We start from the raw sequence: 26335 nt of genomic DNA, 5'->3' as shown, positions 1-26335 counted from the left end.
GAACCTGGAGCGCGAATGGATCCCATTCGCGCCACGAGCCGCTTGGCTCAACGCCTGGTTGACACTCAACGCACCATGCACGGCCGCTTGCTATCGAACTTCCAGTTCGGGATCAGGAACTGCATCGCCACCGCATCGTCGCGCGCGCCCAGGCCCATGTTTTTATACGCCTGGTGCGCCGCTTCCAATGCATCGACATCGAGCTCGATGCCTAGGCCCGGCCGCGCCGGCACCTTCACCTGGCCGCCCTCGATCGTCAACGGCTCCCTGGTCAGGCGCTGGCCGTCCTGCCAGATCCAGTGGGTGTCGATTGCGGTGATTCTACCCGGCGCGGCGGCGCCGACGTGGGTGAACATGGCCAGCGAGATGTCGAAGTGGTTGTTCGAGTGCGAGCCCCAGGTCAGGCCGAACATGTCGCACAGCTGGGCCACGCGCACCGAACCCTGCATGCTCCAGAAGTGCGGGTCGGCCAGCGGGATGTCGACCGACTGCAGCTGGATCGAATGCGCCATCTGGCGCCAGTCGGTGGCGATCATGTTGGTGGCGGTGAGCAGGCCGGTGGCGCGGCGGAACTCGGCCATCACTTCGCGGCCCGAGAAGCCGTTCTCGGCGCCGCAGGGGTCTTCGGCATAGGCCAGCACGCCGTGCTTGTCGCGGCACAGGCGCACCGCTTCCGCCAGTGACCAGGCGCCGTTCGGGTCGAGCGTGACGCGCGCCTCGGGAAAGCGCTCGTGCAGGGCAATCACAGCTTCCATTTCCTCGTCGCCCGACAGCACCCCGCCCTTGAGCTTGAAGTCCTGGAAGCCATAGCGCGCCTGCGCGGCTTCGGCCAGGGCCACCACCGCTTCAGGAGTCATCGCCTCCTCGTTGCGCAGCCTGAACCAGGCGTCGCCCACATCCGTTTCGGCGCGGTACGGCAGCCGGGTGCGCCCGCGGTCGCCGATGTAGAACAGGTAACCCAGCATCGGCACCGCGGCGCGCTGCTGGCCCTCGCCCAGCAGGGCCGCCACCGGCACGTTCATGAACTGGCCGAGCAGGTCGAGGAAGGCGGATTCGACCGCGGTGACGGCGTGGATGGTGGTGCGCAGATCGAAAGTCTGCAGGCCGCGTCCGCCGGCGTCGCGATTGGCGAAGCTGGTCCGGATGGCGTTCAGCACCGCGTTGTATTCGCCCAGCGACTTGCCGAGGACGAGCGGGCGCGCGTCTTCCAGGGTCTGGCGGATCGACTCGCCGCCCGGCACTTCGCCGAGACCCATGTTGCCGGCGCTGTCCGTCAGCACCACGACGTTGCGGGTGAACCAGGGGCCGTGGGCACCGCTCAGGTTCATGAGCATGCTGTCCTGGCCGGCGACGGGGACGACCCGCATCGCGGTGATGACGGGGGCGCCTGAGACGGGGGTATTCATCGATGACTCCAAAGGATTCAAATGTTATTTATTGCTTGCTACGGTAATAGTCGGCCAGCACGCTGAAGGCCTGCTTGCGCACACCGGTTTCAGACACGATGCCCTTGCGATTCCAGCCGTTCTGGAACACCGGGTGCTCGCGGCGCGGCGACTTAAAGTCCTTCAGGATCCACGGCGACATGCCGCGCAGGGTCGGAATACGCTCGGCCATCGCCAGGGTCTGGCGGTAGTACTCGGCCTGATACTCCTCGGTGAATTTCTTCATACCGTCGTTCTTGTAACCGGCCAGCGCGTCGGCGCCGAACTCGGACAGGATCAGCGGACGGTCCGCCGGCACCCTCCACTTCAGCCTGGCGACGGCGTCGAGCTTGTCGGAGCCGTACCAGCCGGCATAGGTGTTCACCGCCAGCACGTCGAGCTTGTCGGCCAGCGGATCGTCGATCGCCAGCGCGTTGCCGTCGTGCTTGACCAGCAGCGCCGCGCTCACCAGGCGCGAAGGATCCAGCTGGCGCACGTTGTCCGCCATCGCCACATGGAAGCGCGTACGCGCGTCCGCCACCGGGGTTTCGTTACCGACGCTCCACATGATCACCGAAGCGCGGTTGCGGTCGCGGTAGATGGTCTCGGCCTGCATCGCCAGGGCCTTGCGCAGCACGGCCGGGTTGTCCCAGTCGACCGTCCAGTAGACCGGGATCTCGCTCCACACCAAGAGGCCCATCTCGTCGGCCAGGCGCACCGTGGTTTCCGAGTGCGGGTAGTGCGACAGGCGCACGTAGTTCCCGTTCAGGCCATGCTTGATCTCGTGCAGCAGCGCGCGCGAAGCCTGTTCGGTCATGTTGCGCGCCGGGTTGGGGCTGAACTCTTCTTCGTGCAGCGAGATGCCGCGCAGCCAGACCGGCTTGCCGTTCAGGAGGATCTGATTGCCCTTCACCGCGATGGTGCGGAAGCCGACGCGGTCGCGAACCGTGTCGCCCGATGCGCTGAAGCGCACGTCGTACAGCATCGGCTTCTCGGGCGACCAGCGTTCGAGGCCTTTCGGGGCCGGCAGGTCGAACACGGCGCGGCCGCCGGCGTCGGTGACGGCGCGGGCGGTGGCGAGCGCACCGATCGCCACCGTCACGGCCTGGTTGGCGGCCTGCGGTCCCTGCAGGCGCACTTCGCCGGCGATGCGCCCGTCCGGGCGCAGCTGGACCATGGCGTCGTCGATGAAGGTGGCCGGGGTGGTAATCAGGCGTACCGGGCGGGTGATGCCGCCGTACAGGTCCCAGTCGGTGATGAAGGTCGGGATCGACTGGGCGTCGTGGGTCGAATCGACGCCCACTACCAAGCGGTTGTCGCCGGCGCGCAGCGCATCGGTCACTTCCAGCACGAAGGGCGTGAAGCCGCCTTCGTGGCGTCCCACCTCCTTGCCGTTCAGGTAGACATAGGCGCGGTAGTTGACCGCCTCGAAGCGCAGGAAGGCGCGCTTTCCGGCGGCCGGCTGCGCATTGAACTTGCGTTGGAACCAGATCAGCCCATCGTAGTAGCGCAGCTCGGGGATGGCGGCGTTCCAAGCGCCCGGCAGGTTGATGAGCGGGCCGCGGTCGAGGTCGAACTCGAAGAAATCGACGCCACCCTTGGCCTCGACGGCGGCGACGTCGATGTCGCGGTAGCGCTGCATGCGCGACTTGGCCACCCAGCCGTTGATGTCGGTGAGGCCGGTGCGGTACAGGTCCTTCGAATAGGTCCACTGGCCAGACAGGTCCTGGCCGTCGCGGTGCAGCGCGCCGGCCAGGAGAAAAGCGGGCCGCAGGGAATCGGACCTGGCTTCGTGCGCCACAACGTCCTGGCACAGAATCGCCCCGATAAAGGCCCACAACGCGATAGAGAGTTTATACATGAAGTCGCAGCAAGATTGGTTGAGCACGCGCCCGAAAGCTGCGCGTGCGTTACAGGAAAAGATCAGAATTCGTACCTCAAGCGCACGCCGAAGTAACGGTCCGAGTTGCGCGGAAGCGTCTGCGTTAGCACGGGCACATTCCCAAACACGCTGTAGTTATCGCCGACGAAGCTGGCATAACTCTTGTCGAACAGGTTGTTGACGTAAAAAGTCAGCTTCACGTTCTGCGCCGGATTGAAGAACGCAACACTACCGTTGACGATACCGTAGCCCTTCTGTACGGCCAAAGGATTGGCAGCGAGATCGTAGTTCACGCTAGACTGGTACTGGGCATTAAGGTTGGCGATCCCACTGTAGCCGGACTCGCCAATCGCGAAATTGTAGGTCGCGCCGACATTGAGTTTGGTACGCGGCGCGTTTGACAAGCGCTTGCCCGACAAGTCCTGCAACGGCACATTATTGACCGGTACGCAGCCAGCGGCCAGCGTCTGGCCCGGGTAGCAGGTCGTATTCGGGAACTTCTTTATGATCGCATCAACCCAGGCGAGCGAGGCTTCCAACAAGAGGGTGTTAATCGGCTTGCCCTGGACTTCCAGCTCCACGCCACGGGTGCGGAGTTCGCCGACGTTGGTGACTGCGTTTTCGTAGGTCTGGGTGAGCGGATCCAGGCGGCGCGACTGGGCCTGAAAATCCTTGTAATCGGTATGGAACACCGTGGCATTAACTTGCAGGCGATTCCGCAGGAAACGGCTCTTCATGCCCAGCTCCCACGCCTCTGAGGTTTCGGGCGCAACCGGAAGCCGCACGCGGGCGGAATTGAAGCCGGTGGAGATATCATAGCCTGCCCCTTTGTAACCAGTGGCAAACGAGCCGTACACCATCACGTCTTTGGCCAGGTCGTGCTGCAGGGCCAGCTTGCCGGTGCTTGCATCGTCGCGGCTGCGTCCGTCGAAACTGACTGGCACCGCCGGCAAGCGGTTGGTGAAATCGACCTCGATCGTCTCGCGGTTAAAGCGCAGACCGGCGCTAACGCGCGTGGCCGGGGTGATCCGGTATTCGGCCTGGGCAAAAGCTGCGGCGGTCTGGTTGCCGGAACGAGCGTCCCAGTTAGCCAGGTTCGAGACAGGTCCGCGCACAAAGCTGCGTTCGGTGCGCGAATCCGCGTAATACAGGCCGCCCAGATAGCTCAGCGCACCGTCGCCAGCAGAGCTCAAGCGCAGCTCCTGAGTGGACATGCGCGAGCGATATGGGCCGCCGGCGGTAATCCCGCCACGGAATACGCCGTTGGTCTGCGCACCGAGTTGGTCCAAATTCGTACCATCGAAATCGTTCAGGAAATCGAACTGCCAGTCCTGCCAGGTGGTGACAGAGGTCACCGTATGGCTGTCGAACCTCCAGTTCACGGCGCCCGAAAGGCTACGCGACTCGTGTTCGGCAAAGCCCGGGTTGTCCATGCGTACAGCGCGGTTGTCCGGACCGGGGGTGATGCCGACCACGGCCGGTCCGATCGGCGCCACGCCGCGCAAGCGAGCACCCGGCGGCACCGCCAGGAAGGTCGTTACAGGGCCTTCGATGCGACGCTTGTTGTAGTCGGCGATTAGGCGACCATCGAGTGTGGGTGTGGGCTTGAAGTCCAGGCGCAGGCGCACGCCCTTGCTGCGCTCACCGTTGAGCCTGGCTCCCGACTCCAGATTCGTGATGTCGCCTTCCCGGTTGCCGGTATAGGCATTCAGGCGATAGCCTAGCTTATCGTTGACAGGGCCGGAAATACCGGTTTCGAGACGTCGCTCACCGTCGCTGGTCACGGTCACCTGGGCATGGCCTTCGCGCTCCTCGCTCGATTCCTTGGTGACAATATTGATGACGCCGGCCGACGAGTTTTTTCCAAACAGCGTACCCTGCGGACCGCGCAGCACTTCAATGCGCGCGATATCACTCAGGCTCGAGAACGCCTGCAGTTGCTGGATTACGGGCACGTCATCGATGATCACGGAGACCGCCGATTCGATACCGATACTGAACGCGAACGTGCCGATACCGCGCAGCGCGATATTGTTGTTGTTCGGATTCTCGTTGATAGTCAGAGCAGGCGCCACGCGCGTCAGGTCTGAAAATCCGACGATTTGCTGGTTCTCAATGGCACGCTCATCCACGGTGCTGACCGCGACTGGCACGTCCTGCAAAGCCTGCGGACGTTTTTGTGCAGTAACGGTGACAACCTGCAGACCCTCGGCGGTCACTTCAGCGGTATCCCGGGGTTGGTTCTCTGCCATGGTCGGGGCTGCAAACATGCTGGCGGCAAACAGCGCGGCTGCATGAGAGATAGCGGTTCGCTGCAGGCGGCATCGCGTGGATGACAAACTCATCTGGTCTCCTGGATATTGTAGTGAAATATGCTAAAGATTCGTGTGTCGTACAAATTTCAGACCGCTATAGATGGTCTTGCCGCTCGTACCTACTGCACCATGCAACCGCTCACCTGCTGTAGGGTTGATGTGGCACCTCTTCCGGAAGCCAGGCTCGTAAGGTGGAGAGAGTGGGCAGTGCGGGAGCGGTCGACTGTGCTCGTCAAAAGGACAACTTAAGTAATATATTAGTACACGGATCAGGCAATTTGCAGCGGCCAGCGTGCTTTAGTCAGCAAGTTGAGTAAAAGTCTTACACGCCTACTATTTCGATTAGCGCGGTTTTAAAACTGGCGCGCCTACCTCATCGGACTCGCATCGCCCATGGCAAACAGTATCAATTCAACGTTGAGTCAATAGTGCTGTTTTTGACAACTCCGTGAAGGACAGCCATGTCTCCCTGCCGATCACATTTACGGACATCGCCTCTTTGAAGGGGGTGACCTGATCGGAATCTTGTAGCCAGCGGGAGAGTTAGTCTTCATGTTACTTTTGTACATGGAGGCTAGATGAAGAAACGTTTTACCGAAGAGCAGATCATTGGGATCCTGCGCCAGGCCGAGGCCGACGGCGTAGTCATCCGGGATCTCTGCAGGAAGCACAACGTCACCGAGCAGACTTTTTCCGGTGGCGGAACAAGTACAACGGGATGACGGTGCCTGAGGCACGTCGGCTTAAGGACCTGGAAGCCGAGAACGCCAAGTTGAAGAAGCTCCTGGCCGAGCAGTTGCTGGCGATCGAAGGACTGAAGGAGATCGCCGGAGAAAAATGGTAACCCCGGCAGCTAGGAGGCAAGCGCTTGAGATCCTGAAGAGTAAAGGCTTATCCGAACGCGCTGCCTGCCGATTTGCCGGGGTAAGTCGGCGCATAGCGAATTACGAGCTCAAACAGCCAGTCAAGGCTCAGGCCCTGGGAGCCCAACTGATCGAGGCGTCAAGTCGCTATCCGCGTTTTGGCTATCGACGCATCGCCGGGATGACGGACACGAAGCTGAGCCGTGTATGGCGCCTTTGGAGCAGGCTGGGATTGAATCTGCCGAAGCCCCGGCCCAGGAAACGTCGCTGTGGCGGCGACATCCGTATTCCCGGCTCGACTGCGCCCAACGGCGTGTGGACATATGACTTCGTGCACGACCAGCTGGCCAACGGGGGGGCGCTCAAGATGCTTTGCGTCCTTGACGAGAACACCCGCGAATGTCTGGCGATCGAAGTGGGCAAGTCGCTGCGCACTCAGGACGGCATCCTGACGTTGTCCAGGCTGATGCGCATCTATGGAAAGCCGGCTTTTATTCGCTCCGACAACGGTGCCGAATTCACTGCTACGGCCGTCATGAAATGGCTGCGTGACCAGAACATCGGGCCGGCTTACATCAACCCGGGCAGCCCATGGCAGAACGGCTTCGTCGAGAGCTTCAACGGCAAGCTGCGCGATGAATGCCTGAACCGGGAGTGGTTTGTCAGCCGGCAGGAGGCCAAGCTGATCATTGAGAAATGGCGTCACTTCTATAACAATGAGCGCCCGCACTCTGCACTTGGCAACCGGGCGCCAGCCGCAGTTGGCCGTGAACGGCGCCAGGAACAGGCTGCCTGAAGTCGAAGACTAACAATCACCGCGGCTACAAATTAGCCGATCAGGTCAAGTGTAGATGCGCATAGCGGTGTAGCAGACGAGTTGTTCAGTCGTCGGAGTTCGAAGTCGAGTCGAAGAACGAGTCCGAGTCCGAAGAGGAACCCGAACCAAACGTGTTGCCGCCATCGTCCATGATCCCGTCGTCGTCCATTGGCAGGCAAGTAGCAGGATTCACCTGCACGAATTTGAGCTCGTTATCGTCGTCGTCGACGGCATTTGACGGCGCGCCCTCGGACCGGTTGAAAAACGGTGCAGCAAAACTAAGGATAATCGCGCAGGCGACCAGTCCAATGACCGCGAACGTCAGAAATTCTCTGAAGCCGCCCTCCTGGCGAAGTGTTTCAGGGTTGTGGTCGCCGGAGGCATGTTCCACATGCTCGTTTAGTGTAAAGCCATCGTCCGGCAAGCTTACCGACCAGTTACCAACCCCGCCCCAATACCGAGTGGTTCCCAGCCGTCGGCCAGTAAAGAGGAGATTGCACGGACCTCAAGCGCACGCTCGAGCGTTCCAGCCCTAACACCACGCGGATGCAGACTCTGCCGTCAAAGGACGTTCGTGAACATCTGGACAGTTTTCTGTCCCCCGTCCCGATCAGGTAATTGCGAATGTCTGACAGGGCGTGAGGGGTAGACGTGCGGGCATGCCTGGCGGCAGCCGGGGATGACTATTGCTGCCCTACTCTCGCGTCCCGGCTGTCGTGGTTCTCGCCTCCTGACCAGGGTCCGATCGCCTCTGTGGCCACTGTCTCCTTCCCCTGATGTGACTCGCTCCCCGCCGGCGCCGCTGGCGGCCGGGTTTTTAGGGTCCTGTGATAACTCGTTGGTTAGTTACATTTTTAGTGCTATAGTCTTTTTAATCCCGTCTCCGTGTCCATCATGTCCAAGCTTTCATCCTGGGACGACAATCCCATCAAGGCCTTCTCTGCCTTCATCATCAGCCTCGATTTCGCCGAGACCGCCAAGCGCCTCCCGGCCGACGGCAAGTTCAAGACCGTCTCGAAACAGTCCGTCGCGATCTACACCTACATGTTCGGGAACTTCTGCAACTGGATGGCGGAACAAGGGAAACGCTTCTCCACCGTCGACAAGGACGACCTGAAGCGTTTCATCAACCGCGCCGACGAACACGGGCGCGCCATCAACAGCAAGATCGCCCACCGTTACCTGCGCCTGCTCGAGCGCTGCTATCAGTACCTGGAAGCCGAGCCGAACCCGGCACGCGAGGCAATCCTGGCCACGAGCCAGGCCGAGTACATGAAGGACGAGCCCACGCGAGCCCTGTCGGAGGACCAGTTGCGCCGCTTTTTCGACGCCCTCCCCTCGGCGCCGGCACGGCTGCGCCGCGTCACGCCCTTCGACGGCTGGAAGCGCCGGCGCGACCGCGCCATGCAGGTGACCATCGCGCTGGCCGGGCTCAAGGTGTCCGAGGCGATCGGACTGCTGCTGGGCGAGGTCGCGCAACAAATTGATATCGACGGCGCCATCGAACTCTCCATTACCCCGAGCCAGAAGCACGAGACGAGTCACGAGCACGTCACGCTCCTTCCACGGGAAGGTGCTGCCGAGTTGCAAGCCTGGCTGCGGGAACGCGCCGAGATGGGTATTCCGGGCGATTTCGTCTTCCCTGCGAATACCGAGGGGCGGAAGATGATCAAGAAAACCGTCTACATGCAGGTCCGGGCCACGTTCGAGCGTGCCGGAATCGAGCTGTCCCGGGCGGGTGGGCGCACCTTGCGCAACACCTTCGCCCAGCAGAAGCTGGCCGAAGGCGCCACACCGGACGAGCTCAAGGACACGCTCGGCCTGGCGCTCGAGCGCTCCGCTGCGGACTACCAGTACGCGCGCATCAAACCGGATCCCGAGAAGTAAACAATGGCCCGGAGCGCTGCCGGGTCACCAATCACTATCGCACCCGAATCGACGGTCGTCTTTTCGCCTTCATTTCTCGAGCAGGCGCTGGATGGCCGGATCGACCGGCAGCCGCCGGAACATGCTGATGTTCGTCCCGCCGGTGTTCCCGACCGGCACGGTGCCCACGGCCGATCCGATCGCGCCCAGCACAATCCGCAGCAACTGCCCCCACACCTGCAACGGCGAACGGCGCCGCAAGCCGATCTTCAGCATCCAGTAATGCGTTGCCACGTGCGGCGCGACGTACTGCTGCGCCATGACGTGGGCGATTTCCAGATGGCGCATCGCACTTCCATCCTCGCGTTTGCGGTATGAACGGCGCGCTGCCATCATTTCGGCCCGATAGGCCCGTTTCAGTTTGGGATGCATGACATGGCTCCTTCGCAGACAAAGTTCGTGCAGCGGACGGCAGACCTGGCCCTGCCGACCTGCCGCAGGCTTCCGATCACTCTAGTCCTTCCCACAATGGCAAGGTCAAGCCGATTTGCGCGCGGAGCTTGCGGCTTCGCAGCCACCGCTTCCGGCCTGTTCCGGCGCCAAAATGCCCGTGCTATACTCGCCGCACCTATGAACCGTCTGCTCACGACATTGCTGGTCTGGCTCCTGATGGCCGCGCTTCCGCTGCATGCGATGGCCGCTACCATGGAGCTGTCGTGCGCGCACTCGCAGCAACGACACGCCGCTGCCGCGCATCCGCATGCGGACCATGCCGCTGCAGATGTCGACGAACACGCCCACCATGGCGGCCACGGCGAGCATGCCGCAAAAGCAGCCGCGGCCGACAACGCAGCTGGATCCGGGTCCGGGTCGATGTTGTCGCACGCGTCCTGCAGCGCATGCTCGGCCTTCTGTGTCGGCGCAGTCGCGCCCCCTTCCGCTTCACTTCCCCTGCCGAGCTTCGACGGTTCCGACGTCGTCGTCATCGCTCCCGCCGACTTCGGTACCGGCTTCATTCCGGACGGCCTGCAGCGACCTCCCCGGCGCTGATCCACGCAATCGACCGCGCACGCGCAGCCTGAGGCTATCAGCCGCTGCTGCGTGCCGAGCCCTGGTGCGCACCTGCGCACCGCTGTTCCCGATTTCGAGGATTGACCATGCATCTCCATCGATGGGTTGCCTTCGGCACCCTGCTGGCCGCAGCGTTTCACGCGCATGCTGGACAGCCATCCCGCACGCCTGACCCGGCCGACCCGGCCGCGGCCGTACCCGCCATCATTTATCAGTCAGCCCTGGCCGGCTACACATCGACCGACAAGGCAGCGCCGCCACCGGACAAGGCCTGGCGCGCCGCCAACGCCACAGTTGCTGGCCAGCCAGGCCATGCCGGGCACCATGCGCCGGCTGCGGAACCGCGCAAGGAATCGGCGCCGTCCGAGCCGGGACCGGGAAGCACGGCGCCGGCGCACGCGCAGCACAAGCAGCACCAGCACCACTGAGCGGAGCCGACCGATGACTAACAGAGAATTTCCCCCGGCGCTGCGCGCGCTGGCGATCGGCGCCATCGCCCTCACGCTTGGCGGCTGCGCCAGCTTTTCACGCGATGGCGGCCTCGAGGACGTCTCGGCCAGGACTGCCGAGCGCACCGGCCAGGACCTGCGCCTGCCGCGCGCCGGCGACGTCCCCGCCCATGCCGAGCTGGATGCACTGCTGAAGCAGCCGCTGTCAGCCGACGGTGCGGTGCGCGTGGCCTTGCTGGGCAACCGCGGCCTGCGCGCCTCGCTGGCCCAGCTGGGCGTGGCCGAAGCCGACCTGGTCCAGGCCGGGCGGCTTGCCAACCCGAGCCTGGGCTTCGGCCGCATGTCGGGCCATGGCGAAACCGAGATAGAACGCAGTGTCATGTTCGACCTGGTGGGCCTCTTGACCATGCCGCTGCGCCGCGACATCGAGGCGCGCCGCTTCGAAAGCGCCAAGCTGGTGGCCGCCAGCGCGGCAGTGCGCCACGCGCTTGACACCCGCAAGGCCTGGTTCCGCGCCGTCGCCGCCAACGAATCGGCGCGCTACGCCGAACAGGTGCACGAAGCGGCACAGGCCGGCGCCGAGCTGGCCCAGCGTATGGCCAGGGTCGGCAACCTGAGCGCCCTCGACAGCGCCCGCGAGCAGGCCTTTTCCGCCGAGGCTGCCGCCCAGCTGGCCCGTGCCCGCCACAATGCCAGCGCCACCCGCGAGCAGCTTACCAGGCTGATGGGCGTGTGGGGTGCGCATACCGCCTTCCAATTACCGGACCGGCTACCCGAGCTGCCGGCAGCGCCGCGCGAGCCCGCCAACATCGAGACCCTGGCGATGCAGCAGCGTCTCGACCTGCGCCTGGCGAAGCTGGAGGCCGAGGCGACTGCGCGCGCACTCGGGCTGTCGAAGGCCACCGGCTTCGTCAACGTGCTGCATGCCGGCTATGCGAATGCCAGCAAGAGCGGCACGCCGCGCGAAAACGGCTACGAGATCGAGCTCGCGCTGCCCTTGTTCGACTGGGGCGGTGCGCGCACGGCAAAAGCCGAGGCGCTCTACATGCAGACGGTGCACCGCACCGCCGATACCGCCATCCAGGCCCGCTCGCAGGTGCGCGAAGCCTATTCCGCCTACCGAACGAGCCATGACCTGGCCCGCCACTACCGCGACGAGATCGTCCCGCTGCGCAAGAAGATCTCGGAAGAGACCCTGCTGCGCTACAACGGCATGCTGATGAGCGTGTTCGAGCTGCTGGCCGACACCCGCGCTTCGATCGGCGCCGTGAACGCCGCGATCGAGGCCCAGCGTGATTTCTGGATCGCCGATACCGATCTGCAGGCCGCCATCAGCGGCAGCGGTGGCGCGAGCCTGAACATGGCTGGCCCAAGTGCCAGTACCGACGCCGCCGCCGCGGCGCACTAAGCAAGGAAACCAACATGAGTTCTCGACGAGATTTCTTCACCGGCGCCGCGGCGCTGGTCGGCGCCGGACTGGTGAGCCGCGCAGGCGCCGCCACCCTGCCGGAAGCGCCCGTGATGAACACGGCAGCCACGCAGCCGCCGCCGCCGCCGCCCAACGGCCGCCCCTACAACCCGGTGGTGACCCTGAACGGCTGGTCGCTGCCCTGGCGCATGAACAACGGCGTCAAGGAGTTCCACCTGATCGCCGAACCCGTGGTGCGCGAGATCGCACCCGGCATGAAAGCCAACCTGTGGGGCTACAACGGCCAGAGCCCGGGACCCACGATCGAAGTGGTCGAGGGCGACCGGGTGCGCATTTTCGTCACCAACCGGCTGCCGGAGCACACCAGCATCCACTGGCACGGGCAGCGCCTGCCGAACGGCATGGACGGCGTCACCGGCCTGACGCAGCCTGGCATCCAACCGGGCAAGACCTTCGTGTACGAATTCGTGGCGCGGCGCCCGGGTACCTTCATGTACCACCCGCACGCCGACGAGATGGTGCAGATGGCGATGGGCATGATGGGTTTCTGGGTCACGCATCCGAAGAATCCGGCCCAGCACCGCGTCGACCGCGACTTCGTATTCCTGCTGAACGCCTACGATATCGAGCCGGGCAGCTACACGCCGCGCGTCAACGAGATGCTGGACTTTAACCTGTGGACCTTCAACAGCCGCGCCTTCCCCGGCATCGACACGATGAACGTGCGCCTGAACGACCGGGTGCGCATCCGCGTCGGCAACCTGACGATGACCAACCACCCGATTCATCTGCACGGGCACGAGTTCGAAGTGACGGGCACCGACGGCGGCTGGACCCGGCCGGAGTCGCGCTGGCCGGAAGTGACGACCGACGTCGGCGTCGGCCAGATGCGCGCCATCGAGTTCATCGCCAACGAGCCGGGCGACTGGGCCTTCCACTGCCACAAGTCGCACCACACCATGAACGCCATGGGACATGACGTGCCGACCCTGATCGGCGTCGACCACCGCGGCGTGGCCGAGAAGATCAGCAAGCTGGTTCCCGACTACATGGTGATGGGAGACAAGGGCGGGTCGATGGGTGACATGGAGATGCCGCTGCCCGACAACACCCTGCCGATGATGACTGGCCAGGGCCCCTTCGGCGGCGTCGAGATGGGCGGCATGTTCACGGTGCTGAAAGTACGCAAGGACCAGAAAGCCCGCGACTACAAGGACCCGGGCTGGTACAAGCATCCGGCCGGTACCGTCGCCTACGAATGGCAGGGCGAGCCGCCCGCGGCGGTACGCAGCCAGTCAGCCGGCGGCCAGGCCATGCCCGCGGCCGGGAACTCGCACGACGTCGAAGTCACCGTGCGCAAGCCCAAGGGGCACCAGGGTCACCACTGAGCGTTTTCCAAAACAAGCAATCAGCAATCAACGAACAAGGAGAGACACACCATGAAAGCACTCGCACAGCACTTCTTCGCGATCCTGATGGCCGGCGCGGCCCCGCTGGCGTCAAGCCAGGACCACCAGCACAACGGCCACGGCGCCCATGAAGCGACCGCGACGAACGCCGCGGCTGCGCTCACCGAAGGCGAGGTCAGGAAAATAGACAAGGAGGCGGGCAAGATCACGCTGCGCCATGGCGAAATCCGGAATCTCAACATGGCCGCGATGACGATGGTCCTGCGCGTGCAGGACCCGGCGATGCTCGATCAGGTCCAGGTTGGCGACAAGGTGCAGTTCGCGGCCGAGCGCCTGAACGGCGCCATTACCATCGTCCAGATGCAGAAGACGCAGTAATACCCACGCCACGGAGCACACATGATCAAGCAGTCACTCGCATGGACCATCCTCGCCGTCGCGTTCGCAGGCGTCCATCCGGCCGCCCTCGCGGCCACGCCGAAAGAAACCGTCGCGGCTTTCCACGAAGCGCTCACCAGCGGCGACAAGGACAAGGCGCTCGCCTTGCTGTCGCCCGCGGTCGCCATCTACGAGGCCGGCTACGTCGAACGCTCGCGCGACGAGTACGCCCACCATCACCTGGGCGGCGACATGGAGTTCGCGAAGACCACCAGCCGCAAGCTGCTGAAACAAAGCGAACGGATCGATGGCAACACGGCCATCGTCTGGGAAGAAACCGAGACCACCGGCACCGCGCGCGGCAAGCCTGTGCATGCCTTCGGTACCGGCACGATGGTGCTCGAAAAACAGGGGGACGGCTGGACGATCGTGCACGTGCACTGGTCGTCGCGCAAGGCAAAGTAAGCCCGCCGCCCCGGCGCTTCCCGCGCCGGGGCGCACCTTCACCCATCCCCGCATCCCGCCGGCAAGTCCCCCCTTCCTCCCCGCCGCACGCCCCACAAGGGGCCTCCTCGATGACTGGTCGTCAATACGAAAGTTATGGACGAGCTCGCAAAGTGCCTATACCAATTAATTGATTGGTCAGACCAATAGCTCTAGTGGTACGTGCAATACAAAATTGGCCTGAACAGTTTTGTAGTCAAAAATAACACTTTGGAGACTAAAACGTGATCAAAGCTTGCAACGTACCAGCCTTGCGGCCGCCGTCGGCGTGCTTCTCAGCGCCTGCGGCGGTGGCGAACCCGACACCGCGACCGCGATGTCGATGTCGAGAACCTCTTCCCTTGTCGTTTCCAGCGCCACGGCCACTACCGGCTGCCCGGCCCTGCCCCTGAACGGCGTCGACGCCCAGACCCTCACCGGCGCTTCCACGCCGCTCCAGCTGGGCAGCTACGGCACCCGCAGGCCCGGGGCGCCGGTCCTGGTGGGCGGCAAGCACTCGCCGGCCAACTACCGCGCCGCGCCGGTGCTGCCGAACTGGCAGTTCGCCACCTCCGACCCAACGGGTGGCGTCCTGACTTTCGAATGCGAGGTGGCGCCGGACGCCGGCTGGCACAGCTACAAGCGCAGCGGCAGCGCGCACGAGAAAGTGGTCGTCACGGGCGGCCGCAATGCGGCGCCCCAGCATATCTACACGGTCTACAACGGCCAGCAGCTGGTCGCCGCGCTGAACGAAGCGGGACTGGCGCCGAAGATCGTCCGGATCGTCGGCCACATCGACCTGCGGATGAGCGCCAACAACACCGTCTTCAAGGAATACGAAAGCTACACCGACCAGAAGTTCGGCGGCTCGGTCAGCATCCCGTCGAACTCCACCCTGGTCGGCATCAACGATGCCCAGGGCCGCGCCGCCCGTATCACCGGCACCACGCTCCTGATCGGCGGCGAGCTCGCGGCAAGCCAGGGCGGCGATGCGGAAGCCGACTTCAAGGCATGGATCGCGGCCGGCAAGGACGGCGACCTGTTCCCCACCTGGACCCGCAACATCATCATCCGCAACATCGCCCTCGATACCCCCTGGGACGTCAACCCGGAGGATTCGGCGAACGCCTATGCGGACGGCGTGACGATTTCGCGCTCGCAGAACATCTGGGTCGATCATGTCACCATCAGCGACGGCGATACGCCCGACCGGCTGGCCAGCGACACCCGCCACGACGGCGCACTCGACATCGTGCGCGGCTCCGACTATGTGACGCTGTCGAACAGCAAGTTCTTCAAGCACGGCAAGACCACCCTGGTCGGCAACGGCGACAGCGGCCGGGCCTGGAGCGATGCCGGACGCCTGCACGTCACCTTTACCGGCCTGCACTGGCACGGGACCGCGAGCCGGCGGCCGCTGATCCGCTTCGGCCAGCTGCACACCTTCAACAACCTGCTCGAAGGCGACACCGCTCCGGCCGATCCGGACATGAAGTTCGCCGGCGGCCTCGACGTGCGCTACCAGTCCGACGTCCTGTCCGAACATAACTACTATCTGTTCAAGAACCTGAAGCCGTCCCAGGTGGGCGGCAAGGTCTCCAGCGGCAAGGACGCGATCAGCTACCGCGCTTCGGGCGAACTGTTCATCAACGACAAGGGCGACGACACCAAGCCCTGGGTCGGCGGCGCGATCGACATCTCGAGCGCCCTGATGGCGGCAACCGGCCTGCCGCGCCTCACCAGGTGGACGCCGCCGTACAACTACAGCGCCATGCCGGCCGACCAGGCCTGCGTGTTCGTGAAGAACAATGCGGGCGCCGGACGCGTCAACAATCCCGGCACCGACGCCACCTGCACCGCGGCCAGCACCACCACGCCGCCGACCAACCCGACCGATCCGACGCCGACCGATCCTACACCGACCGATCCGCAGCCGCCGGTCATCGCACCCACCTGCACGGCACTGTTCAACTGCAGCTCCGGGGTCGGGCAAGGCGTGATGAATGCGGCGGTGACGGCGCCGGTGGGAAGCTCGCTGCTCAATGGCGTGTACACCGTCGCCGGCGGCGGCAACATCTCGACCTCCACCAGCTACAACTTCTTCTTCAAGTACATGCCCCTGACCGGCAACTTCACTATGACGGCGAAGATGCTGACCCAGGGCGGCAGCGCGAGCGGCGCCCGTGCCGGCCTGCTGGCGACCGACTCGGTGACCGGCCAGGGCACCTACGCGTGGACGGCGCGCTATGCCAGCACCGGTGAGATCCGGCGCGCCATCAACGGCGACAACAAGTCGGTCCTGTCCGGCTATTCGACGACGACCCTGCCGGTGTGGGTGCGCATCGAACGCCGCGGCAATGCCTTGTACTCGGCGGCTTCGCGCGACGGCCTCACCTGGACCGAGGCGACCAGCGTCAACGTTACGGCGCCGACCCTGTATGTCGGCATGGCCGTCTCCTCGGGCAGCAACACGGTCGGCCAGTCCGTGAGCTTCAGCAAGCTCACGGTCGTCGGCGGTGGCCTGAACTGAGGCGCTTCAAGCACGCTTGCCGCTGCGACGGCCACGGCGGCCGTCGCAGCGGATATCCCTTTACCCCATCCTGAAAGAGCAGACCCGATGAAACTGACAATCAAACCGATCGCCCTTCTCCTGGCCCTGTGCGCCTGCGTCTCGTCGGCCAGCGCCGCCAACATCTCCTACACCGGAGAGTTCGCCTACGATAACGAGGTCAAGCTGTTCCAGTTCACCGTCGACACCCTGTCCACGGTCGGCCTGCGCACCTGGTCGTATGCCGGCGGCATCAACGCCGCCGGCGAGACGATCGCCCGCGGCGGCTTCGACCCGATCGTGGCGCTGTTCAACTCGGCTGGCCAGCTGATCGGCGAGCAGGACGACGGCGGCTGCCGCACGGTCGCCGCCGACGCGCTCACCCGCCAGTGCTGGGACATCGACTACAGCATCGAACTGGCGCCGGGCACCTATACCGCGTCGCTCCAGCAATACAATAATTACCACGTCAGCAGCAACCTGGCGGACGGCTTCTATTACCAGGACGAGCAGTACCGCAACTTCCGCAACGGTTTCGTGGATGAAATGGACTTCAAGCGCAATGGTTCCTGGGCCTTCGACCTGCTGAACGTGAGCCTGCCGGCCCCGGCCGACGTGCCGGAGCCCGGCTCGATCTGGCTGGTGGGCGCCGCGCTGGCCGGCTTGACGGCAATGCGCCGCCGCACAGCCGGGCGGTCCAGGGCCTGAGGCAACAGCGGCCAGCCGCCGCCATGCGTCGGCATGGCGGCGCCGAAGTCCGTGCTGCGCCGCTTCTTCACCTGCAATGCTGGCGCATCATTTCCATGTGCTGGTCGCGCTGCTCGGGCGACATGTCTTGCATCTGGCGCTCTGCGATCGCCCGCCGCGCTTCCTCGTTCGGCGCAGCTTGCATCTGCCGGTGCATGGCGCACATCCTTCCGTCGTCGGAGTGTTGCGTCGCACTGCCGGCCGCGCCTCCGCCGGTTGCCGTTTCCAGTCCGTAGAATGGACCGGAAGGCGGAGCGCTGGTGGCGGCGGTGGATGGGCCGCCGTGCGATGCGGCGCAGCCGGCCAGGGCCAGCGCCGCCAGGACAGCGGTCAAACGGCGCGAAGCGTCCGGTGTGATGTTCATGATCGTGCTCCCGTTCGTGGAGAAACGTGGCCGCCCGGCGTCCGTGCCCACGGGCCGGGGCAGCAATCAAGCAAGGTTCATGAATCGCCGCACGGATGTCAAGCAAGCGGGAGCGCTGCCCGGAGGACTAGCCGGCGGCCGGCTTCGCTGCCGGACGCGGCGGCGGCCCCATGCGCCCGTTGGCGTTTTCGATATCGGCGGCGATCAGCCAGCGCCCGTCCACCTTGCGCAGCACCAGCACGAACTTGCCGACGTCGCGGCCCGCGTTCGCGGGACCGTAGGCGCCCACCACATAGGCCAGCTCGCCGGAGGCGCGGTAGTCGAGCGCGCGCAGGGTAGTCGGCTGGCCGCCGCCGTGGGAATACGCCTGGCGAATGGCTTCAAGGCCGCGCGCCGGCGGCTGGCCGCTCGGCAGCGCGAAGCCGTCCGGCGCGAACAGCGCGGCCAGGGCCGGCGCATCGTTCGCCGCCCAGGCGCGTTCGTAGGCGCGCTGGAGCTGGTCGACCTCGGCCGGCACGGCCATTGAAGGCTGGGTCTGGGCCAGTGCCGGCATTGCCAGCACGGCGGCGAACAGCGGGGCAAACAGCATCTTGCGCATGGCGCGTCCTTTGCTCGGGTTGAGGAATGCGGCCGATTCTAGCGGCGCCCTGCGCCGCTGACCACGAAAATCGGATATGCATCCCGGCTCGACTGCGAGAAACAGCGGCTCGGCCCTTGGCGAACGCGGGATTTTCCTTTATACATACCCGGTTTCCATCTTCAAGAGCCGACGACGACCCGCATGAATGTCCTGCCACCCACCCTGCGCCTGACGGCGGGCACCGTCGTCAGCGCCACCTGCGTCGTCGCCCTCCTGTATTTTGGCCGTGAAGTGCTCGAGCCGCTGGCCCTGGCCCTGATCCTCAGCCTGGTGCTGGCGCCGCTGGTGCGCAGCATGACGCGGGTCGGGCTGGCGCGCATGCCGGCCGTGCTGCTGTCGGTGGCCCTGGTCGCCACCGGCGTGGGCGCCATCGGCGCGGTCCTGTTCGACCAGCTGGTGACGATCACGCGCGACCTGCCGCAGTACCGCAAGGCGATCAAGACCAAGGTGGCCAATGTGCGCGAGCTGGTCGAGCGCCCGATCAGCCGCATCGAGGCCGAGCTGAGCGCGGTGGCGCCGGTGCCGAGCACCGAGGCGGCGCGGGTGCGGCGCGGCAACCTGGTGGTCACCCCCAACCAGCCGCTGCCGGTGGAAGTGCGCACCCCGCGCACCATGAAGGACACGCTGGGACGGGTTATCAACCTGGTCTGGGGCCCGATCGGCGAGGCCGGCGTGGTGCTGATCCTGCTCGTCTTCATCCTGCTCGAGCAAAGCTCGCTGCGCGACCGGCTGGTGCGCCTGGCCGGCCAGGCCGAGGTCAGCCGTACCATCCGCACGCTGGGCGACGCCGCCCAGGGGGTGTCGCGCTTCTTCTTCTCGCAATTCATCGTGAACTTCACCTTCGGCGTGGTGATCGGCGTGTCGCTGTGGCTGGCCGGGATCCCGCACGCGATCCTGTGGGGCGTGCTGAGCGGGGTGCTGCGCTTCGTGCCCTACCTGGGCGTGCTGCTGGCGGGAACGATCATCGCGGTGTTCGTGGCCGCCATCGACCCCGGCTGGTCGCTGGCGCTCACCTGCATGGCGATCTTCCTGGCCTTCGAGCTGGTGCTGGCCAATTTCATCGAGCCGAAGGTGTACGGCCACAGTTCCGGCCTGTCGCCGCTGGCCGTGATCGTCTCGGCGCTGTTCTGGGGTGCGCTGTGGGGGCCGGTCGGCCTGCTGCTGTCGACCCCGCTGACCCTGTGCCTGGTGGTGGCCGGCCGCCACGTGCGGGCGCTGGCGCCGATCACCATCCTGCTGGGCGACGCGCCCAACATGTCGGACGCCGAGCGCTTCCACCAGCGCGTGCTGGCCGGCGAAGCCGACGAGCTGACCAAGGATGCACGCGCCTACGTGCGCCGCTACAGCTTCGCGCGCTATTGCGACCACGTGCTGCTGCCCGGCCTGCGCATGGCGGTGTCCGACCTCGGCGCCGGCACCATCGACAAGGCGCAGGAAACGCGCATGCGCGCCGTCATCGCCAACATCGCCGACACCGTGGCCTCGGCTTCGGAGAGCAGCGCGCGCGGACGCCGCAAACCCGTACCGCTGCTCGATGCGAACATCGGCGCCCACCTGCGCCAGATGCGCGAAGCGCGTTTCGGCCGTTGGCAGGGCTCGCTCGACGTGCCGGCCGGCTCGATCGTGCTGTGCGCTGGGCTGGCGTCGGAACGCGACGAGTTCCTCACCGAACTGCTGGTGCGCGCGCTGCGCGAGGGCGACGTCGATGCCCGCAGCCTGATGGTCGGCGCGCCGGTAGAGCGTCCGGAAGGCAGCGCGCCCGAGCTGGTGTCGACCGTGTTCATCACCTACCCGCGCCAGGACAACTTCGAGGCCTGGCGCGCGGCGGTGGCCGAACTGCGCAGCGACCTGCCGGAAGCGCTGATGGTCACTGTCCTGCTGCCCTACGACGAGCAGCTGCCGAAACGGGCCCTGGTCGAGGCGTATGTCGACATGATCCTGCGCTCGTTCGAGGAGGGGCTGGCCTTCGTGGCGCCGGACCGCAATGCCGCGCCCCGCAGCGCCATGCCCGAACCCGTTCGTTGAATCGCAGTTTGTTGTTTTCCGACCGTGCTCACACAGAAAAATGGGCGAGATTTGCGGCAGTCTTTACGGCTCGGGATGTTTCCCACGTAAAATGCTTGCCTATCGGCACTATTTTTCTCATGGCGGAATATGAAATCGGTTCAACAAGAAGTCGACGAACGCAGCAATCTCACCGGCACCAATAAATTCGAGCTCCTCCTGTTCCGCCTCGGCGGCGACGAGAACGGCGAGCGCAGCGAACTCTTCGGCATCAACGTGTTCAAGATCCGTGAGATCGTCGCGATGCCGGAGATCACCGCCGTGGCCGGCTCGATGCCCCACGTGCTGGGGGTGGTGAACCTGCGCGGCCAGATCATCCAGGTGCTGGACCTGCCTGCGATCGCCGGGGTCAAGCCGAAGACCGGCCTGAACATCATGCTGGTGACGGAATTCGCCCGCACCACCCAGGCCTTCGCCGTCGAGAGCGTCGAGGAAATCGTGCGCCTGGACTGGAACCAGGTGATGTCGGCCGAGCACGCCGCCGGCAGCGGCATGGTCACCAGCATTGCCCGCCTGCCGGAAGAAAATGGCCAGCCGAGCCGCCTGGCGCAGGTGCTCGACGTCGAAACCATCCTGCGCAACATGAACCCGGATTCGGGTCCCGAGATCAACCAGCAGACGGTCGGCGCCAGGATCCAGATCAAGCCGGGTTCGGTCGTGCTGGCCGCGGACGATTCGGTGGTGGCGCGCGCCCTCATCGAACAGGGCCTGGACGCCATGGGCCTGCCCTTCATCATGGTCAAGAGCGGCAAGGAAGCCTGGGAGCAGCTCAACAGCATCGCGAGTGCCGCCGAAGCCGAGGGCAAGAGCGTGCACGACAAGGTCGCCCTGGTACTGACCGACCTCGAGATGCCCGAAATGGACGGCTTCACGCTCACCCGGACCATCAAGAAGAGCGGCCGCTTCGCCAGCCTGCCGGTGATCATCCATTCGTCGCTGTCCGGCACCACGAACGAAGAGCATGTCAAGAACGTGCAGGCCGACGCCTACGTGGCCAAGTTCTCGGCCGAGGAGCTGGCGGCGACGATCCGGCGCCTCCTGCGCCAGTAAGTCCCGCCAACTCAGGTTTTTTTCACGGCAGTCAACCCGACACGCATCACATTCGTTGTGATGTAACAAACATTAACACATTCGACATCGTGCGCAGCGGCGGAGAATGTATTATTGACAACAAGTCGGTAGCTTATCGGGGGTACCGGCCAGGCGGGGAACACTTTCTCCGCCGACAGAACAAGCGGGTTCGCGCGGCAAGCATGCCGCCGTTCCCGCGGAGAGCACACCATGCCGCAACGAAGACGAGACGACAACACCGCTGTAACTGCCGAGTACGCCTTCTTTCTGGCGGAAACCCGGGGCCTGCGTTTCGCCCTCGACTACCTCGACAATTGCCATATCCCGCGCGACATCCTGCTGCGCGCCATCGACCAGCCCGAGCGCCGCCGCAAGGGCGAACGGCGCCGCTATCCCCGCAACGACTGACGCTTCCGTCATCCCTAACCCTGCAAGCGTCCGTGCGCCGTGCTACCGTGCTAGCTCGATCCGACAAGGCCGATCATGGGACATGCATACCGCTGGCAGCCGCTCGACGGCATCGGGCTGGAACACCTGAATCTTGATTACCGGGACGACCTGATCGTCGCCGACGGCGTCGTCGTCGGCGATTGCGGCGACGCGCCCTTCGGCTGCAGCTACCGGATCTGCTGCGATACCGCCTGGCGGGTACGCTCGGTCGAGGTGCACGCGGCCGGCGGCGCCTCCCTGGTGCTTACCAGCGACGGTAGCGGCCACTGGCGCGACGGCGACGGCGCGGTCCAGCCCCAGCTCGGCGGCTGCACCGACGTCGACATCGCCGCCACGCCCTTCACCAACACCCTGCCGGTACGGCGGCTCGGCGCCGTCCTGCAAGCGCGCACCAGGATCGCGGTCGTCTACATTCCCGTGCCCGCGCTGGCGGCGCGCCGCATGGAGCAGGCCTATACCCGGCTGGCCGATGGCCGCTACCTGTACGAGGGGCCGATCGGCGACTTCCAGGCCGAACTGGAACTGGATGCCGACGGCCTGGTGCGGCACTACCCTTCGCTGTTCACCCGGCTGCTCCCGGCCTGAGCGCGCAGCCCTTCCTGCACCCGGTCCAGCAGGGTCTCGAGCTGGCCCAACTCGCCCTCGTCCAGCCCGGCAAGTGCCTGGGCCGCCAGCACCAGGCCGGCCTGCCGCAATTCGGCGTGCACGGCCTGGCCGCTGGCGCTCAGGTACAGGCGGGTGCTGCGGCGGTCGGCCTCGTCGGTGCGTGCCTCCACCAGGCCTTTCTCGCGCAAGCCTTGCACCAAGCGCGTGACCTGCGCCTTGTCGCGACCCGAGCGCTGCACCAGGTCGCGGCCGGTCGCTCCCGGATGACGCGCGATATGGCCGAGCGCCCGGTTCTCCATGTGGGTGAGTTCGTGGGCACCGGCGCGCAGCGCACGGTATTGCTGGGCGCGATAGAGATGCATGATCTCGTGGATCGCTTCGAAGACGTCGCTGCCGGGGCGAGGGGGAAGCTGGCTCATACGATGGTTGACCTCATCAACTAAATTATCCATAATAGATGATATCATCAACCAATTTGGATCAGCATGGAACAGCCAAACCGCAAGGGCGTACGACGCGTGCGCCATGAACTGCACATCCGTGATGTCACCGTTTCCCGCATTGAAGCGCTCGGCGACTCCTTCATACGCATCCGTTTCCGCGGCGATGGTCTTGCCCGGTTCGTGTCGGCCTCGTTCGACGACCACGTCAAGTTCATCTTCGCCGGCGATGACGGCGCCGAGGTCCGGCGCGACTTTACTCCGCTGGACTATGACGCCGACGCGCGTGAAGTCAGTCTGGAGTTCGCGCTGCATGGCGGCGGCGCGGCGAGCGACTGGGCACGCGCCGCCGCCGTCGGCCAGCCGGCTGTCATTGCGGGACCGCGGGGCTCGATGATCATCCCGGAAGACCTCGACTGGCACTTGCTGGCGGGCGACAGCAGCGCCCTGCCCGCGATCCGGCGCCGCCTGGCCGAGCTGCCTGCCGGCAGCCGGGTGCTGGCCGTGATCGCGGCCGACGGCGCCGACCGCATGCCGCCGGTCTCGCAGGCGCAGGTCGAGGTGTGCTGGGTCGACAGCGACGCGGACCTGGTGGCTGCCCTGCGCGCCCTGTCCCTGCCCGCGGGCGAAGGTTTTGCCTGGTTTGCCGGCGAAGCCGCGACCGCCAGGCAGGTTCGCAGCGTGCTGCTCGAGGAAAAGGGCATCGCGAAAGACGCCATGCGCGTCTCTGCATACTGGAAGCAAGGCGTGGCCGACCACCACGAGCATCTCGACTGAGCCGGCCCAGCCCGATGGAAAACGCTGGCTAAATGCGTGTAAAGCCTCTCGCGGCAATTTACATATACCGCCGATACACGCGGTTCGCCTGAGCGGGCATTGGCGGCGCGTCGAGCGCCACCACGCCGGCGATGATCGCGAATGACTTAACGCCTTGATTTGGCTATAATTTCGCCCTTCGCATCAAGGATTCCCGCCATGTCACTGCTCGACCACCAGCTTGAACTGCTGTCGCCCGCCAAAACCGCCGAGATCGGCCGCGAGGCCATCCTCCACGGCGCCGACGCGGTGTACATCGGCGGCCCCGCCTTCGGCGCGCGCCACAATGCCAGCAATCCGCTGGAGGACATCGCCGCCCTGGTCGAATTCGCCCACCGCTACCGCGCGCGCATCTTCGTGACCATGAACACGATCATGCACGACAGCGAACTCGACCTGGCCCGCCAGCAGATCTGGCAGCTGTACGAGGCGGGCGTCGACGCCCTGATTATCCAGGACATGGGCCTGCTGGAGATGGACCTGCCGCCGATCCAGCTGCACGCCTCGACCCAGTGCGACATCCGTACCGTGGAAAAGGCGAAGTTCCTGGGCGACGTCGGCTTCTCGCAGCTGGTGCTGGCGCGCGAGCTGACCGTCGAGCAGATCCGCAAGATCAAGGCGCAAGTGGATACCCCGCTCGAATACTTCGTGCACGGCGCCCTGTGCGTGGCCTTCTCGGGCCAGTGCTACATCTCGCACGCCGACACCGGCCGCAGCGCCAACCGCGGCGACTGTTCGCAGGCCTGCCGCCTGCCGTATACCCTGAGCGATGGCCAGGGCCGCGTGGTCGCCTACGAAAAGCACCTGCTGTCCATGAAGGACAACGACCAGAGCCGCAACCTGGAAGCCCTGGTCGACGCCGGCATCCGCTCGTTCAAGATCGAGGGCCGCTACAAGGACATGGGCTACGTGAAGAACATCACGGCCCACTACCGCCTGCTGCTCGACGAGCTGCTCGAGCGCCGTCCGGAATACGCGCGCGCGTCCAGCGGCAATACCCGCGTGCTGTTCACCCCGGACGTCGACAAGAACTTCCACCGCGGCCACACCGACTACTTCGCGCTCGGCCGCCAGGACGACATCGGCGCCTTCGACTCGCCCAAGTACATCGGCGTGGAACTGGGCACGGTTACCCGCATCGGCCCGGATTTCATCGACCTGGCCACCAATGCGGCGATGGCCAACGGCGACGGCCTGAACTACATGAACAAGCGCGAGACGGTCGGCATCCAGGCCAACACGGCGCAGAAGCTGGGCGAGGACGCGGATGGCCAGAACTGGCGCGTGTTCCCGAACGAACCCGTCAAGAGCCTGGCCGGCCTGAAGGTCGGCACCATCGTGCACCGCAACCGCGACCATCACTGGGAATCGGCGCTGAGCAAGAAGTCGTCCGAGCGCAAGGTCCGGGTCGACCTGCTGCTGGCCGAGCAGCCCGACGGCCTGCGCCTGACGCTGCGCGACGAGGACGGCATCGAGACCGCGACCAGCGCCGTGATCGCGCTGCAGCCGGCCCAGCAGGCGGCGCAGGCGGAAAGCGCGCTGCGCACCAGCATCGCCAAGCTCGGCAACACGATGTTCGAGGCCGGCGCGGTGGAGCTGCAATTGTCGCAACCCTGGTTCGTGGCCTCCAGCGCGATCAATGCGCTGCGCCGCGACGCCATCGCCGCCCATGAAGCGGCGCGCCTGGCAAGCTGGGACCGTCCCCAGCGCAAGGCGGCAGCCGAGCCGCCGGCGGTCTATCCGGAGCAGCAGCTGAGCTACCTGGCCAACGTCTACAACGACAAGGCGCGCGCCTTCTACCACAAGCACGGCGTGCAGCTGATCGACGCGGCCTACGAGTCGCACGAAGAGCCGGGCGAGGTGTCCCTGATGATCACCAAGCACTGCCTGCGCTTCTCCTTCAACCTGTGCCCCAAGCAGGCCAAGGGTGTCCAGGGCGTGCAGGGCCAGGTCAAGGCCGAGCCGATGACCCTGGTGAGCGGCAACGAGCGCTACACCCTTCGCTTCGACTGCAAGCCCTGCGAGATGCACGTGGTGGGCGCGATGAAGGACAACATCCTCAAGCAGCCGCCGCCCTCGGCCGTGCCTTACAGCCCGCTGGTCTTCCACAAGCAGCGCCCGCGCGCCTGAGGTTTTTACCAACTGGTAAAAAATCCCCGCCCGGCTCGGGCCGGGCAATTAACACGTTGAGCATGTGGCTTGC

At 65.1% G+C, this 26335-nt stretch carries 23 protein-coding genes and 1 pseudogene; 16 read left to right on the top strand and 8 right to left on the bottom strand.

The window, feature by feature from the left end; genetic code table 11:
* Positions 1–65: 65 nt before the first annotated feature.
* The 3 genes from gudD to FG94_RS02065 all read right to left on the bottom strand — a co-directional run bounded on the left by gudD (position 66) and on the right by FG94_RS02065 (position 5651).
* Positions 66–1406 carry a glucarate dehydratase gene (gudD, locus tag FG94_RS02075; protein WP_036206308.1) on the bottom strand — a complete coding sequence of 447 codons (1341 nt, stop codon included), beginning with the start codon at positions 1404–1406 and terminating at the stop codon, positions 66–68.
* A 28-nt stretch (positions 1407–1434) separates the two neighbouring features.
* Positions 1435–3285 carry a glycoside hydrolase family 2 protein gene (locus tag FG94_RS02070; RefSeq protein ID WP_036206306.1) on the bottom strand — a complete coding sequence of 617 codons (1851 nt, stop codon included), beginning with the start codon at positions 3283–3285 and terminating at the stop codon, positions 1435–1437.
* A gap of 62 nt (positions 3286–3347) precedes the next feature.
* Positions 3348–5651: a TonB-dependent receptor gene (locus tag FG94_RS02065; RefSeq protein WP_036206303.1), complete on the bottom strand. Its 2304-nt coding sequence runs from the start codon at positions 5649–5651 to the stop codon at positions 3348–3350.
* A 548-nt stretch (positions 5652–6199) separates the two neighbouring features.
* On the opposite strand from FG94_RS02065, the pseudogene FG94_RS02055 reads away from it, so the two are divergent.
* A pseudogene (locus tag FG94_RS02055) lies at positions 6200–7280 on the top strand (IS3 family transposase).
* An 85-nt stretch (positions 7281–7365) separates the two neighbouring features.
* On the opposite strand, the gene FG94_RS02050 reads toward FG94_RS02055, so the two are convergent.
* Positions 7366–7692 (bottom strand): hypothetical protein, encoded by a 327-nt coding sequence (locus FG94_RS02050; protein WP_036206297.1) that lies wholly within the window; start codon positions 7690–7692, stop codon positions 7366–7368.
* Between the two features lie 503 nt (positions 7693–8195).
* Here FG94_RS02050 and FG94_RS02045 point away from each other — a divergent pair.
* Positions 8196–9188: a tyrosine-type recombinase/integrase gene (locus tag FG94_RS02045; protein ID WP_036206295.1), complete on the top strand. Its 993-nt coding sequence runs from the start codon at positions 8196–8198 to the stop codon at positions 9186–9188.
* 69 nt (positions 9189–9257) lie between these two features.
* On the opposite strand, the gene FG94_RS02040 is transcribed toward FG94_RS02045, so the two are convergent.
* On the bottom strand, positions 9258–9599 hold the full coding sequence (locus tag FG94_RS02040) for a DUF3703 domain-containing protein (protein WP_036206292.1): 342 nt from the start codon (positions 9597–9599) through the stop codon (positions 9258–9260).
* Between the two features lie 198 nt (positions 9600–9797).
* On the opposite strand from FG94_RS02040, the gene FG94_RS27025 reads away from it, so the two are divergent.
* The 8 genes from FG94_RS27025 (at position 9798) to FG94_RS02000 (ending at position 17642) form a co-directional block, all read left to right on the top strand.
* Positions 9798–10217, top strand: a complete 420-nt coding sequence (locus FG94_RS27025; RefSeq protein WP_152570803.1) for a hypothetical protein — start codon at positions 9798–9800, stop codon at positions 10215–10217.
* 107 nt (positions 10218–10324) lie between these two features.
* The gene (locus FG94_RS02030; RefSeq protein WP_051995998.1) at positions 10325–10666 is read left to right on the top strand and encodes a hypothetical protein; all 342 of its coding nucleotides are present in this window, start codon (positions 10325–10327) and stop codon (positions 10664–10666) included.
* Positions 10667–10679: 13 nt separating this feature from the next.
* Complete coding sequence (locus FG94_RS02025) at positions 10680–12095, top strand: TolC family protein (RefSeq protein WP_051995996.1); 1416 nt, start codon at positions 10680–10682, stop codon at positions 12093–12095.
* Positions 12096–12109: 14 nt separating this feature from the next.
* Positions 12110–13504: a multicopper oxidase family protein gene (locus tag FG94_RS02020; protein WP_036206287.1), complete on the top strand. Its 1395-nt coding sequence runs from the start codon at positions 12110–12112 to the stop codon at positions 13502–13504.
* 51 nt (positions 13505–13555) lie between these two features.
* On the top strand, positions 13556–13903 hold the full coding sequence (locus FG94_RS02015; RefSeq protein ID WP_036206283.1) for a copper-binding protein: 348 nt from the start codon (positions 13556–13558) through the stop codon (positions 13901–13903).
* Positions 13904–13924: 21 nt separating this feature from the next.
* Positions 13925–14368, top strand: a complete 444-nt coding sequence (locus tag FG94_RS02010) for a DUF4440 domain-containing protein (protein ID WP_036206281.1) — start codon at positions 13925–13927, stop codon at positions 14366–14368.
* A gap of 274 nt (positions 14369–14642) precedes the next feature.
* Complete coding sequence (locus FG94_RS02005) at positions 14643–16916, top strand: hypothetical protein (RefSeq protein ID WP_229445816.1); 2274 nt, start codon at positions 14643–14645, stop codon at positions 16914–16916.
* An 87-nt stretch (positions 16917–17003) separates the two neighbouring features.
* Positions 17004–17642, top strand: a complete 639-nt coding sequence (locus tag FG94_RS02000) for a DVUA0089 family protein (protein ID WP_036206277.1) — start codon at positions 17004–17006, stop codon at positions 17640–17642.
* Between the two features lie 67 nt (positions 17643–17709).
* On the opposite strand, the gene FG94_RS01995 is transcribed toward FG94_RS02000, so the two are convergent.
* On the bottom strand, positions 17710–18045 hold the full coding sequence (locus tag FG94_RS01995; protein WP_036206274.1) for a hypothetical protein: 336 nt from the start codon (positions 18043–18045) through the stop codon (positions 17710–17712).
* A gap of 127 nt (positions 18046–18172) precedes the next feature.
* On the bottom strand, positions 18173–18643 hold the full coding sequence (locus FG94_RS01990) for an SgcJ/EcaC family oxidoreductase (RefSeq protein WP_200879926.1): 471 nt from the start codon (positions 18641–18643) through the stop codon (positions 18173–18175).
* 183 nt (positions 18644–18826) lie between these two features.
* Here FG94_RS01990 and FG94_RS01985 point away from each other — a divergent pair, with 183 nt between their 5' ends.
* The 4 genes from FG94_RS01985 (at position 18827) to FG94_RS01970 (ending at position 22855) form a co-directional block, all read left to right on the top strand.
* Positions 18827–20710 (top strand): AI-2E family transporter, encoded by a 1884-nt coding sequence (locus FG94_RS01985; RefSeq protein ID WP_036206271.1) that lies wholly within the window; start codon positions 18827–18829, stop codon positions 20708–20710.
* 129 nt (positions 20711–20839) lie between these two features.
* Entirely contained in the window at positions 20840–21799 is a 960-nt protein-coding gene (locus tag FG94_RS01980) for a chemotaxis protein (protein WP_027864110.1), read from the top strand.
* Between the two features lie 231 nt (positions 21800–22030).
* Positions 22031–22228, top strand: a complete 198-nt coding sequence (locus tag FG94_RS01975; protein ID WP_027864111.1) for a hypothetical protein — start codon at positions 22031–22033, stop codon at positions 22226–22228.
* Positions 22229–22303: 75 nt separating this feature from the next.
* A complete protein-coding gene (locus tag FG94_RS01970) occupies positions 22304–22855 on the top strand; it encodes a putative glycolipid-binding domain-containing protein (RefSeq protein ID WP_036206268.1) in 552 nt (183 codons plus the stop codon).
* Here the strand turns inward: FG94_RS01970 and FG94_RS01965 are convergent.
* Entirely contained in the window at positions 22819–23295 is a 477-nt protein-coding gene (locus FG94_RS01965) for a MarR family winged helix-turn-helix transcriptional regulator (protein WP_229445814.1), read from the bottom strand. The genes FG94_RS01970 and FG94_RS01965 overlap by 37 nt on opposite strands.
* Positions 23296–23361: 66 nt before the next feature.
* Here FG94_RS01965 and FG94_RS01960 point away from each other — a divergent pair, with 66 nt between their 5' ends.
* Together FG94_RS01960 and FG94_RS01955 are read left to right on the top strand one after the other, a co-directional pair.
* The gene (locus FG94_RS01960; RefSeq protein ID WP_036206262.1) at positions 23362–24093 is read left to right on the top strand and encodes a siderophore-interacting protein; all 732 of its coding nucleotides are present in this window, start codon (positions 23362–23364) and stop codon (positions 24091–24093) included.
* 198 nt (positions 24094–24291) lie between these two features.
* A complete protein-coding gene (locus FG94_RS01955) occupies positions 24292–26262 on the top strand; it encodes a U32 family peptidase (protein ID WP_036206259.1) in 1971 nt (656 codons plus the stop codon).
* Positions 26263–26335 lie beyond the last annotated feature (73 nt).

It is taken from the genome of Massilia sp. LC238, assembly GCF_000735635.1.
Classification (GTDB): domain Bacteria; phylum Pseudomonadota; class Gammaproteobacteria; order Burkholderiales; family Burkholderiaceae_D; genus Telluria; species Telluria varians.
The sequence above is the reverse complement of the archived record's forward strand: the minus strand, read 5'-3'. Positions and strand labels throughout refer to the sequence as shown.

What these genes read in the sequence shown, in the direction of transcription:
- FG94_RS01980 (WP_027864110.1), top strand. Translation starts at nt 20,840, where the DNA reads ATGAAATCGGTTCAACAAGAAGTCGACGAACGCAGCAATCTCACCGGC.
- FG94_RS02070 (WP_036206306.1), bottom strand. Translation starts at nt 3,285, where the DNA reads ATGTATAAACTCTCTATCGCGTTGTGGGCCTTTATCGGGGCGATTCTG.
- FG94_RS02025 (WP_051995996.1), top strand. Translation starts at nt 10,680, where the DNA reads ATGACTAACAGAGAATTTCCCCCGGCGCTGCGCGCGCTGGCGATCGGC.
- FG94_RS01975 (WP_027864111.1), top strand. Translation starts at nt 22,031, where the DNA reads ATGCCGCAACGAAGACGAGACGACAACACCGCTGTAACTGCCGAGTAC.
- FG94_RS02045 (WP_036206295.1), top strand. Translation starts at nt 8,196, where the DNA reads ATGTCCAAGCTTTCATCCTGGGACGACAATCCCATCAAGGCCTTCTCT.
- FG94_RS02010 (WP_036206281.1), top strand. Translation starts at nt 13,925, where the DNA reads ATGATCAAGCAGTCACTCGCATGGACCATCCTCGCCGTCGCGTTCGCA.
- FG94_RS02040 (WP_036206292.1), bottom strand. Translation starts at nt 9,599, where the DNA reads ATGCATCCCAAACTGAAACGGGCCTATCGGGCCGAAATGATGGCAGCG.
- FG94_RS01965 (WP_229445814.1), bottom strand. Translation starts at nt 23,295, where the DNA reads ATGAGCCAGCTTCCCCCTCGCCCCGGCAGCGACGTCTTCGAAGCGATC.
- FG94_RS02020 (WP_036206287.1), top strand. Translation starts at nt 12,110, where the DNA reads ATGAGTTCTCGACGAGATTTCTTCACCGGCGCCGCGGCGCTGGTCGGC.
- FG94_RS27025 (WP_152570803.1), top strand. Translation starts at nt 9,798, where the DNA reads ATGAACCGTCTGCTCACGACATTGCTGGTCTGGCTCCTGATGGCCGCG.
- FG94_RS02015 (WP_036206283.1), top strand. Translation starts at nt 13,556, where the DNA reads ATGAAAGCACTCGCACAGCACTTCTTCGCGATCCTGATGGCCGGCGCG.
- FG94_RS01985 (WP_036206271.1), top strand. Translation starts at nt 18,827, where the DNA reads ATGAATGTCCTGCCACCCACCCTGCGCCTGACGGCGGGCACCGTCGTC.
- FG94_RS01995 (WP_036206274.1), bottom strand. Translation starts at nt 18,045, where the DNA reads ATGAACATCACACCGGACGCTTCGCGCCGTTTGACCGCTGTCCTGGCG.
- FG94_RS01955 (WP_036206259.1), top strand. Translation starts at nt 24,292, where the DNA reads ATGTCACTGCTCGACCACCAGCTTGAACTGCTGTCGCCCGCCAAAACC.
- FG94_RS02030 (WP_051995998.1), top strand. Translation starts at nt 10,325, where the DNA reads ATGCATCTCCATCGATGGGTTGCCTTCGGCACCCTGCTGGCCGCAGCG.
- FG94_RS01960 (WP_036206262.1), top strand. Translation starts at nt 23,362, where the DNA reads ATGGAACAGCCAAACCGCAAGGGCGTACGACGCGTGCGCCATGAACTG.
- FG94_RS02000 (WP_036206277.1), top strand. Translation starts at nt 17,004, where the DNA reads ATGAAACTGACAATCAAACCGATCGCCCTTCTCCTGGCCCTGTGCGCC.
- gudD (WP_036206308.1), bottom strand. Translation starts at nt 1,406, where the DNA reads ATGAATACCCCCGTCTCAGGCGCCCCCGTCATCACCGCGATGCGGGTC.
- FG94_RS01970 (WP_036206268.1), top strand. Translation starts at nt 22,304, where the DNA reads ATGGGACATGCATACCGCTGGCAGCCGCTCGACGGCATCGGGCTGGAA.
- FG94_RS01990 (WP_200879926.1), bottom strand. Translation starts at nt 18,643, where the DNA reads ATGCGCAAGATGCTGTTTGCCCCGCTGTTCGCCGCCGTGCTGGCAATG.
- FG94_RS02065 (WP_036206303.1), bottom strand. Translation starts at nt 5,651, where the DNA reads ATGAGTTTGTCATCCACGCGATGCCGCCTGCAGCGAACCGCTATCTCT.